A 9,753-nucleotide genomic window follows, 5' to 3' on the forward strand; every position below is an offset into this window, starting at 1 on the left:
GATCATTCTTTTTAAGTAAAGCTAGTATTTGCTTTTTTTAATGAATTATTAGCAAGGCCTTAATGAATAAGCCTGCTTTCTTGGGCTTTCCTTTTAAGTCGGCCGCCATATTTTTCAATTGGTCCTTTTAATACTAAACCAAATATTAAAGTGATAATCGCGATAAATAGAAAGACTGTAAGGTCTCTTTTCGCGACATCCCATATTATTCCACCGGTTGCTTCTCTCATTAGACTAATGGCATAGGTAAATGGTAAATAGGGATTGAGTTTTTGGAAAAAGGTTGGCATGACTTGGATGGGGAAGGTTCCGCCAGACCCAGATATTTGTAAAACAAGAAAAACAATTGACAGTCCCTTTCCAACGTTTCCGAAAATGGAAACGAGCGTATAGGTAATTAAGACAAATAAACCACTAATTAATAATCCAAATAAGATAAACCACAGTTTAGCAGCTACATATGTCTTCAGTAAAAAAATATCCCCTAATGTGACGATGGCTGATTGTCCTAGCCCAATCGTTAAAAAGGTTAGAAATCTGCCTAAATAAAGGTGATTCGGATGATAGTTTTCCGGCAAGTTGTTAAGTTCAACTGGAAGCATCGAAATGAGCAGCGTGGCGCCTACCCAAAGGGCTAAGGTAGTAAAAAACGGTGACATCGCTGAACCGTAATTTGGAATTGGAAAAAGCCGTTTTTCCTTTAACAGAACTGGATTGGCAAAATAGTCACTTTCCTTACGCACATCATTCCGCAGTAAATTAATGATTTCACGAATATCCTTAGATTTTTCGAATTCGCGTATTTGCTCGGCAAGACCTGTGATTTTCTGCTTTACCGCGGGGAAATTACTTTTTATAAGCGCGATGTCTTTTTTCCCAATTGCTATTCCGTTAGAAGCATCGATAAGTATTTTCTTTACTTGCGGAAGCGTCTTGTCTGCATTCGTAAGAATATCGTTTGCTTTGGTTGGGATTCTTTTTGCTGTATCGCCTACTTGCTTAATTTTAGGGGCAATTTGAGCATCGTATTGATTTAGTATTGACCCAAGATTCGAGGAAGCCTCCTTAGAAATTTGATTTGTACTTTCTAATAATGCCCTAGATGGTGCTTCAAGACTTTGGATTGTTTTAAGATTGTTTAACAGATTCTCTGAAGAATTCTTTTGTTGTGTTAATCTTGCCAATTCCGAATCAAAGGCGCTGGAGTTTCCCATTCCATTAAGTTTTTCAAACTGGCTGATTAAGAGTGTATCCAGCTTAATGAGCGTATTCAGGCGGTTTATACATTCGTTTACTGCATTTTTTTTATCCTCAGCACTTGCGGTATCCGATAATAACAGGTCTGTAATTTGCTCGATAGTTCCAGCTGTTTGCTCCATATACATTAAATTTTGTTTAACGATAGAAGCAAGGTTTGTAAATGTATCTTCATTGCGGTCAAGAAACATGGTTATTTGTCCGGATACATCACGGGCTCGACTAATAATCCCTTCTACTTCTGTAATATTCCTTTGTAGATCCGCAACAATTTTTTGAGCCTGATCAGCATCTTTATCTGCGGTGTTGATGATATTTTCAGCTTCAGACAAGTGCTCATCTAGCCAAAATATCATTGTTTTCAATTTTTCAATATCGGGCAAGTTTTTTTGGAGCTCAATTCCAAGCTGATTAAAAATGTCGAATATTACCCCATTTGCAGTTTTTACAAAGTTCTTACTAATTTCATCTTTTATCCCGGTTGCCCCTTTGGCCGTTATTTTCGGGGCTACCGCATTTATTTTTTCATTGACTGCATAAATGAGTTCGGGCTTCTCCGGGTTATCATTTAATACGGTTGCGATTTTTGCAGAGAAATTCTTTGGTATCGTAACGCTGGCAAAATATTTTCCTCGCTCGACTCCTTTTTGGGCTGTAGCGGTATCGACAAATTTCCAGCCAAGTGATTTATTATCCTTTAGAGATTTGATAACTTCTCTGCCAATATTAATATTTTTTCCTTTTATGACAGCGCCCGAATCAACATTTGAAACAGCAATTGGAATGCCTTTCGTATTACCATAAGGATCCCAAGAGGCTTTAATATTAAACCAGGCATAAAGCGACGGGAGTATCATCAACGCGGTGATGATGATGGCGGCACCCCAATTGGTAAAAACACTCAACAGATCATCTTGATAAATCTTTAAAACCTTTCTCATTTATGCTAACCACCTAAAATTTTTCATCTAATGTTATTATCTTTCTGATTTGGCAGTTGATTCGGGAAAGGACAATTTTTTTGCTAATGACAGAAAGTTGTCAAAAACATATGAATAAATAATGAACTAATACGTTTTTTAAAATATCCGTAGTGAAAATTATTTATAATGTAGCTATATTAATGAGGAGGGTAACAGAATGAATATTACAACCATCATTGAATTAGAGAATCAGGAAGTAGAACATATCGCAGGTGCTAAATTAGTGTTTGCTCAAGAACAAATTGACGAGAATATCATTGAAACATGTGTTGAATGTTTTCAGTTGGAAGATTCAACAGAAATGGTTCCAACAGAAGATGCAATGCAACGAGTATTTGATCGGTTGCAGCAAAGGGGAATTATTCCGCCAAACGTAGAAGATTTTTCATTTGAAATGCCATCTTGTGAACGTCTAAAAAGAAAACCAGATAGCGTTACAGAACTGCCGCAAAAAGTAATTCTCTCATTTATGTCATAAGGGAAGTTCCTCGGAACTTCTTTTTGTGCATTTTCTGAAATGAAGTGTGACAAAGGTCAAAGCGATTTATCGTTAAGTATTTTATAATGATGGATGGATATCGGCTGATATTTCCAATTAACTTTAATGGAAACGCTTTCAGTCCGAAAGGAGGTTAGAGCCGTTGAATTCATTAAGTAAAATTAAGATTCTATCTGGTCACTTTGGTAGTGGGAAAACAGAGATTGCCATAAATTTAGCACTGGCTGAGAGACAAAAAAACGAAAAAACAGCTATTAATGATTTAGATATTATCAATCCTTATTATCGTTCAAGAGATGCTGCGAGTATCTTTCTACAGCATGATGTTGAATTGCTCGCCCCGAAGAATCGGCTTGCTGCTGCCGATCTTCCAATAGTGTCCGGTGAAATGTATCGTGTACTGCACGATCCTAGATACCGTTTAATCGTTGATGCCGGCGGTGACAAAGACGGGGCAGCTGCTTTGGGACAATATTATCATGAATGGAAAGATTTAAGTCCGGAATTACTGTTTGTCCTAAATGCGAATCGTCCGTATGTCAGCACCGTAGCCGGGGCTCGATATACGGTTAAGCAGATTGAAAATGCCTCACGCTTAAAGGTAACTGGGATTATTAATAATTCAAATATTGGCGCTGAAACAACGATGAATGATATTCAAAATGGCTATCAATTAAGCAGCCGTCTAGCGGAGGAGTTGGATGTTCCTTTTTTATATACAACCATTTCAACCCATTTAAAAAAGGAAGCTGAAGATTTTGCGAAGAATTATCAAGTTGTTTTTATCGAACGATACATGAAATTACCTTGGGAAAGTTAAAGGAGTTGAATCCATATGGAGAAAAAAGTCGTTTTTAATGAGGATACATGTAAATCCTGCGGTCTTTGTGTCCAAGTATGCCCAACGAATGTTATTTTTCTAGCAGACTATTTAAATGGTAAAGGCTACCGGCCGGCAGCAGTTGTCGACCAGGAAAACTGTATAAGCTGCGCAAAGTGTGCGCAAATATGCCCAGATGCGGTAATCGCTGTCTACCGGCCAGTTAAAATCTTGCAAACTGTGTGATCGAAGGAATGGAGGTTATTGTATGGGGAAAGTGTTAATGAAAGGGAATGAAGTGATTGCAGAGGCAGCAGTGCATGCAGGCTGCAAGTACTTTTTCGGTTATCCAATTACGCCGCAGAGTGAGCTGGTTGCCTATATGGCAAGACGGCTCCCTGAGGTCGGCGGATTGTTTTTGCAAGCGGAAAGTGAAATTGCCGCTATTAATATGGTCTATGGTGCAGCAAGCACGGGTGTAAGGGTCATGACTTCCTCCTCAAGCCCGGGCTTTAGCTTGAAACAAGAAGGGATTTCTTATTTAGTAGGTTCAGAGCTTCCAGCGGTTATTTGCAATATCGTCCGCGGCGGTCCGGGATTGGGAAATATTCAGCCGGCACAATCAGATTATTTCCAAGTAACAAAAGGCGGGGGGCACGGGGATTACAATCTTCCTGTATTAGCTCCGGCCAGTCTGCAGGAAATTGTTGAATTAACACAGGAGGCTTTCGATATTGCCGACCGTTACCGGACACCAGTGATAATAATGGGCGATGGTATGCTGGGGCAAATGATGGAGCCTGTTGAGTTTGGGGAACGGTCTGAAACAGAGCAATTTAAGAAGGATTGGGCAACAACAGGCACTCGCGGTGATGGAGGACCGAAAATCATAACATCGCTTGAGCTTGATGCCGAGAGTCTTGAGAAGAGAAATACTACTCTTCAACAGAAATTTGCACGCATAAAGAAAAATGAGGTTCGCTATGAAACCTTTTCAATAGACGATGCCGAATATATTATGGTTGCTTTCGGAACGACAGCGCGGATAACAATGAATGCAATTAACAAGGCTAGGCAAGAAGGGGTCAAGGTTGGCTTGATTAGACCGATTTCGCTATGGCCATTCCCAGAAAAGCCGTTCGTTGAAACAAGGAAACAAGTAAAAGCCTATATATCCGTTGAAATGAGTGCCGGGCAAATGATTGAGGATGTTAGATTGGCAGTAAATGGTCATGCTCCAGTAGATTTCTTTGGCCGAACCGGCGGTGTCGTCCCTACCCAAGAAGAAATTTACGATAAGATAATGACGGTTGCTGGGGGTGTTCAAGTATGACAATGAAGACTGTTTTCGAAAAAACAAATGGCCTGACGGATAAGTCAACACACTACTGCCCCGGCTGTACACATGGTGTAATCCACCGTCTTGTTGGTGAAGTGTTGGGAGAAATGGATATTTTAGAAGATACTGTCGGTGTTGCCTCAGTAGGCTGTTCGGTGTTATCGTATGAGTATTTTAATTGTGATATGACGCAGGCAGCACACGGCCGTGCACCTGCTGTGGCGACAGGGGTGAAGCGGGTTCTGCCAAATCGAATTGTTTTTACGTATCAAGGTGATGGCGACCTTGCCTCGATTGGAATTAGTGAAGTGATTCATGCTGCGGCAAGAGGCGAGAATATTACAGTTATTTTCGTTAATAATGCGATTTATGGAATGACAGGCGGGCAAATGGCACCGACTACCTTAATTGGCCAAAAAACGGCGACAACCCCACTTGGCCGGGAAATTAGCATCCAAGGGCCGCCGATTAAGGTGTGCGAAATGATGGCGACTCTGGATGGGGCTGCCTATATTGAACGGGTTTCGACCCATGATGTCCCACATATTCAGAAGACAAAGAGGGCTATCAAGAAAGCGTTTGAAACGCAGAAAAAGGGTTTAGGTTTTTCAATGGTAGAGGTATTATCGACCTGTCCGACAAACTGGGGACTTGATCCGGCTGAATCGCTTGAGTGGGTAAAAGATCATATGGTTCCCGTCTATCCTCTTGGTGTTTATAAGAACAAAGAGGGAGTGAATTGAACATGCTTGAAGAGATTATCATTGCCGGATTTGGCGGGCAGGGAGTTATGTCGACGGGCCAGCTCATTGCCTATGCAGGAATGCTTGAGGGAAAAGGTGTTTCTTGGCTGCCTTCATATGGGCCCGAACAACGGGGTGGAACGGCGAATTGCGCAGTTGTTGTGAGTGATGAGCCTGTAGGATCGCCGCTTGTAACCAGGCCATCGACTGCAATTGTTTTAAATAATCCATCGTTTGATAAGTTCGCTCCGCGTGTCCGTCATGAAGGATTGTTGATTATTAATTCTTCTCTCGTGGATAGAACTTCAGAACGGAAGGATATTAAGGTGATTGAAATAACGGCAACGGATATGGCCAATGATTTAGGAAATTCTCGAGTAGCAAACATGATTTTATTAGGTGCCTTTTTGGAATTGACTAAAATAGTTTCAACAGATTCCATTATTGAATCGTTAAAGAAAGTTCTTTCAACTGATAAGCATCATTTAATTGAGATAAACAAACAAGCATTGAAAAAGGGTGCCTCGCTTGTCGCTGTAGAAATATCCTAAATAGAAAAGCCAGCCGGATATATAATCAGGCTGGCTTTTTTCGTGTCTTGAAAAGGTTTTTCTCTTTGTATCCAAAGAACCACCAGTTCCAGTCGCCTAGCAGCTTCATCAGGGCTGGAACAAGAACCATCCGCACGATTGTGGCATCAATAAAAATCGCTGTCGCAATCCCGACACCCAATTGTTTTATCGGCATCACGCCAGTGAAGGCAAAGGCACCTGTCACAACAATCATGATGGCAGCTGCGGAGGTAATTATTTTACTTGTATAGGTTAAACCAGATATTGTTGCTGCGGTGTTATCACCTGTTTTTAAGTAAAACTCTTGAATTCTGGAGATAAGAAAGACCTCATAATCCATTGAAAGTCCGAACACAAGCGTGAAAACAAACACCGGCAAGATTAGACCAATCGTAACAGGAGTCATTCCAAAATGCCCTTCCTGGAAAACCCAGACAACAATTCCAAACGTACACCCCAAGCTTAATACATTCATTAAAATCGCCTTAACCGGAATGAGCACCGAGCGGAAGGCGACCATAAGTATTACGAGCGTTGAAATAATGATTAGCAGTAATCCAAAGGGAGCCTTCTTGACAATTTCCGTAAAGATTTCCTGCTCAAACTTAATCCGTCCTCCAAATGATGCCTTTAGTCCTAACTCTTTATTAGACCATGTGTTTACCCATTGTCTTGCCTTTGTAGAATGTTCTCCGGTTTTTAAATACACTTCCAAAAGCATTTTATTCTCTCTGATAAAGTAGTCTGTTACTGGAGCTAATTTCGCTTTATCCCCATAGGTAAACAGTTGTAATAGTTGTTCGCCATCCTTAGCTCCAGTTGCAGAAAAAGGAGAGTCAACCGAATGAACAAGCTGATCTTTTTCTAGTTCATTAACGACCTTAGTTACCTTTTCTAGATTGTATTTCTCTAAGATATTTCCAGTGGTTTCAACGACAATCGTTACCTTTTTCTCATCACGTTTATCTTGCGCGATAAAATGTTCTTTGTAGGCTTCTATTGCCAATCTGGATGGATATTTCGGCGGAAGAGAATCTGTGCCCGGTATCGTTAACGTCATTTGCTTAACCGGTAGGAGCCCAATCAGCAGAATAGCCAATGCCGCTGCTGCCATCAGAACTGGGCGTCGCATCACAAACTTTGCAAACTTGTGCCAAATGCTTGTTTGCGAGCTAGATATCCTGAATACACTTAATTTATTGACGTTTTTCCCTAAAATGGCAAGCAAGGCCGGGAGAAAGGTTAACGCGCATAAAGCAGAAATAAACACAACCGTCATGCCGCCAAGAGCAACATTTTGAAAAATATCAATTTGGATAAACCAAAGACCTGATAAGCCGATAAAAACACAAAGCCCGGAAAAAATAATCGAGCGTCCGGCAGTTGTAATCGTTATTTCAATCGCTTCCTGAATCGATTTACTTTGTAATTCTTCTTTATAGCGATTAATAAATAACAAGGCGAAATCAATGCTTAAGGCAAGACCAATCATCGGAATAATATTTAAGATAAAGATGGATAAATCAGCGTCATAACTAAAAAAGTAGACCGTTCCCATTGTGATGAGGATTGAAATGATCCCGATAACTAACGGAAGCGAGGCGGCGACAAGACTTCCAAATGCAAGGATGAGGACTACCAGGGCGATTGGCAATCCAATCATTTCTGCCTTTGCCAAATCTTCCTGGCTTGCAGCATTTAAGTCTTGAACAATAATTGGTTCCCCTGTCATGGTAACCGTTAAGCCCTGTTTGTTTTTTAGCAAATCCTTTAATTCGGCAATTTCCTTTTCGAGGCTTTCTGCGTTTTTGTTAAAAGTAAGAATTCCATAGGCATATTGATCTTTGATCATTCCTTCTCGTTCGTAAGGGGAAATAATCTTTTCTGCCCCATCAAAATCCGTTAATTTTTCAAAGGTACCAACAATAAATTTCTTAAAATTTTCGTCACTTACAGTTTTATCCTTTTTAAAAACAAGGATAATTGATGATTTGGCTTGTCCGAAGTCCTTTTCAAGTGTTTTCTGCGTTTCATTATATTCTCCTTTATATTCAAAGCCATTACCGCTTAAAACTGAGGGTAATTTTAATGCAAAAAATCCAAACAAGAAAATCGCTAATATCCAAACCATCAACATCCATTTACGATTTCGGTATATGTATTCCGCTAATTTCTGCATGATCCCACCTCCCTTTATAATGAAACTATTTCCTGATTCTAGTATACAGAAGAAATCCACAATTTCAGATGACTTTTTCGTGTCTATTTTACTAATGGGCACCCTCGCTTGTTTTGTCAATTTTCCCCCAATACGAGATGAAAATTCACCTGTGGATAAACTAATGGTATCGACAAGTATGTTCAAAGCTGGTTTTACAAATGTAAAGAAATTTTGGACTCACTCGTATTTTTTGTTACAATAAGGTAAATATCTTAGATGTAGGTGATGTCGGTGGATCGAGAAAAATTAACAAAGGTGATTGAAGCGGCTAAATTATATTATTTATTAGATTATAACCAAAACGATATCGCAAAGCTTCTGGGAGTTTCACGTCCGACTGTATCCCGATTATTACAGCAGGCAAAAAGTGAGGGTTTTGTCCAAATTAGTATTATGGACCCTACAGAGGACGTTACAAACTTAGCCATGCAGTTAGAAAAAAAGTTCAATTTAAAAAAAGCTGTTGTAGCCTCCATCCCACAATACGAAAACCATATTATTAAAAATTACCTTGGGGAAAAGGCAGCCATGTATCTGGATGAAATTGTTAAGGATGACGACATTATCGGTGTGACATGGGGAACAACGCTTTATCATATCGCTATCGAGCTAAAGCAGAAATATGTGAAAAACGTTAATGTTGTTCAATTAAAAGGCGGTGTAAGCCATGCGGAAACGAACACATACGCATCTGAAATATTATACCTTTTCGGGAAAGCCTATAATACAGCGCCTCTTAATCTGCCGTTGCCTGCGATTGTTGATCATGTAGTCGTGAAGCAGGCAATGGAGGCGGACCGCCATATTCGAAAGATATTAGAGTTGGGTGTCCAGGCTAATATCGCTTTGTTTACGATTGGATCCATCAAAACGGATTCTTTATTATTTCAATTAGGCTATTTTACGGAAAGTGATTTGGACTCCCTTAATGGAAAGGCGGTCGGCGATATTTGCTCGCGGTTCTTTGATCGAAAAGGGGAAATATGTAACGAAAGCTTAAATGAACGAACGCTTGGCGTTAATTTAGCAAACCTCCGGCAGAAGGAGTACTCAATCTTGGTTGCTGGCGGACCGAATAAAATTGAAGGAATTTACGGCGCCTTAAAAGGCGGGTACGCAAATGTGCTGATTACAGATCAATTCACAGCACAATTTTTACTTGATAAAAAGGACTAAAATAGCTATCGTTGCTATTTTAGTCTTTTTTAATAGGCTGTGTTAAAACACATTGTTGATTTTGAGCACAATGTTGATTGGAGTGGAAGGCGCGAGACTCCTGCGGGAGCAGCGGGACAGGTGAGACCCCGCAGGCGCTTTAG

Annotated in this window: 9 protein-coding genes; 7 read left to right on the forward strand and 2 right to left on the reverse strand. The window is 40.2% G+C overall.

Translation table 11 applies throughout. The features are described 5' to 3' along the window. Positions 1–59 precede the first annotated feature (59 nt). Positions 60–2,198: a YhgE/Pip family protein gene (locus tag ACFVSW_RS27070; protein WP_387319731.1), complete on the reverse strand. Its 2,139-nt coding sequence runs from the start codon at positions 2,196–2,198 to the stop codon at positions 60–62. Positions 2,199–2,397: 199 nt separating this feature from the next. Here ACFVSW_RS27070 and ACFVSW_RS27075 point away from each other — a divergent pair, with 199 nt between their 5' ends. The 6 genes from ACFVSW_RS27075 (at position 2,398) to ACFVSW_RS27100 (ending at position 6,192) form a co-directional block, all read left to right on the forward strand. After that, positions 2,398–2,718, forward strand: coding sequence for a hypothetical protein (locus ACFVSW_RS27075; protein WP_387319732.1), 321 nt, complete (start codon positions 2,398–2,400; stop codon positions 2,716–2,718). 163 nt (positions 2,719–2,881) lie between these two features. Beyond that, a complete protein-coding gene (locus ACFVSW_RS27080; RefSeq protein WP_387319733.1) occupies positions 2,882–3,559 on the forward strand; it encodes a hypothetical protein in 678 nt (225 codons plus the stop codon). Positions 3,560–3,574: 15 nt separating this feature from the next. Beyond that, positions 3,575–3,805, forward strand: a complete 231-nt coding sequence (locus ACFVSW_RS27085) for a 4Fe-4S dicluster domain-containing protein (RefSeq protein WP_387319734.1) — start codon at positions 3,575–3,577, stop codon at positions 3,803–3,805. Between the two features lie 22 nt (positions 3,806–3,827). Further along, positions 3,828–4,892, forward strand: a complete 1,065-nt coding sequence (locus ACFVSW_RS27090; protein ID WP_387319735.1) for a 3-methyl-2-oxobutanoate dehydrogenase subunit VorB — start codon at positions 3,828–3,830, stop codon at positions 4,890–4,892. Continuing rightward, complete coding sequence (locus ACFVSW_RS27095; protein ID WP_387319736.1) at positions 4,889–5,641, forward strand: thiamine pyrophosphate-dependent enzyme; 753 nt, start codon at positions 4,889–4,891, stop codon at positions 5,639–5,641. Before ACFVSW_RS27090 ends, ACFVSW_RS27095 begins: the two co-directional genes overlap by 4 nt. Positions 5,642–5,643: 2 nt before the next feature. Next, positions 5,644–6,192 carry a 2-oxoacid:ferredoxin oxidoreductase subunit gamma family protein gene (locus ACFVSW_RS27100; RefSeq protein ID WP_387319738.1) on the forward strand — a complete coding sequence of 183 codons (549 nt, stop codon included), beginning with the start codon at positions 5,644–5,646 and terminating at the stop codon, positions 6,190–6,192. A 25-nt stretch (positions 6,193–6,217) separates the two neighbouring features. Here ACFVSW_RS27100 and ACFVSW_RS27105 read toward each other — a convergent pair whose 3' ends face one another. Further along, complete coding sequence (locus ACFVSW_RS27105) at positions 6,218–8,392, reverse strand: MMPL family transporter (RefSeq protein WP_387319740.1); 2,175 nt, start codon at positions 8,390–8,392, stop codon at positions 6,218–6,220. Between the two features lie 267 nt (positions 8,393–8,659). Here ACFVSW_RS27105 and ACFVSW_RS27110 point away from each other — a divergent pair, with 267 nt between their 5' ends. Continuing rightward, positions 8,660–9,610: a DNA-binding transcriptional repressor DeoR gene (locus ACFVSW_RS27110; protein WP_387319741.1), complete on the forward strand. Its 951-nt coding sequence runs from the start codon at positions 8,660–8,662 to the stop codon at positions 9,608–9,610. Positions 9,611–9,753: the final 143 nt, after the last annotated feature.

Origin of the sequence: Neobacillus sp. NPDC058068 (genome assembly GCF_042885335.1) — a bacterium.
Classification (GTDB): domain Bacteria; phylum Bacillota; class Bacilli; order Bacillales; family Cytobacillaceae; genus Neobacillus.

Coding starts and splice junctions, on each gene's coding strand:
- ACFVSW_RS27095 (WP_387319736.1), top strand. CDS start 4,889: ATGACAATGAAGACTGTTTTCGAAAAAACAAATGGCCTGACGGATAAG.
- ACFVSW_RS27085 (WP_387319734.1), top strand. CDS start 3,575: ATGGAGAAAAAAGTCGTTTTTAATGAGGATACATGTAAATCCTGCGGT.
- ACFVSW_RS27100 (WP_387319738.1), top strand. CDS start 5,644: ATGCTTGAAGAGATTATCATTGCCGGATTTGGCGGGCAGGGAGTTATG.
- ACFVSW_RS27110 (WP_387319741.1), top strand. CDS start 8,660: ATGTCGGTGGATCGAGAAAAATTAACAAAGGTGATTGAAGCGGCTAAA.
- ACFVSW_RS27105 (WP_387319740.1), bottom strand. CDS start 8,392: ATGCAGAAATTAGCGGAATACATATACCGAAATCGTAAATGGATGTTG.
- ACFVSW_RS27070 (WP_387319731.1), bottom strand. CDS start 2,198: ATGAGAAAGGTTTTAAAGATTTATCAAGATGATCTGTTGAGTGTTTTT.
- ACFVSW_RS27075 (WP_387319732.1), top strand. CDS start 2,398: ATGAATATTACAACCATCATTGAATTAGAGAATCAGGAAGTAGAACAT.
- ACFVSW_RS27090 (WP_387319735.1), top strand. CDS start 3,828: ATGGGGAAAGTGTTAATGAAAGGGAATGAAGTGATTGCAGAGGCAGCA.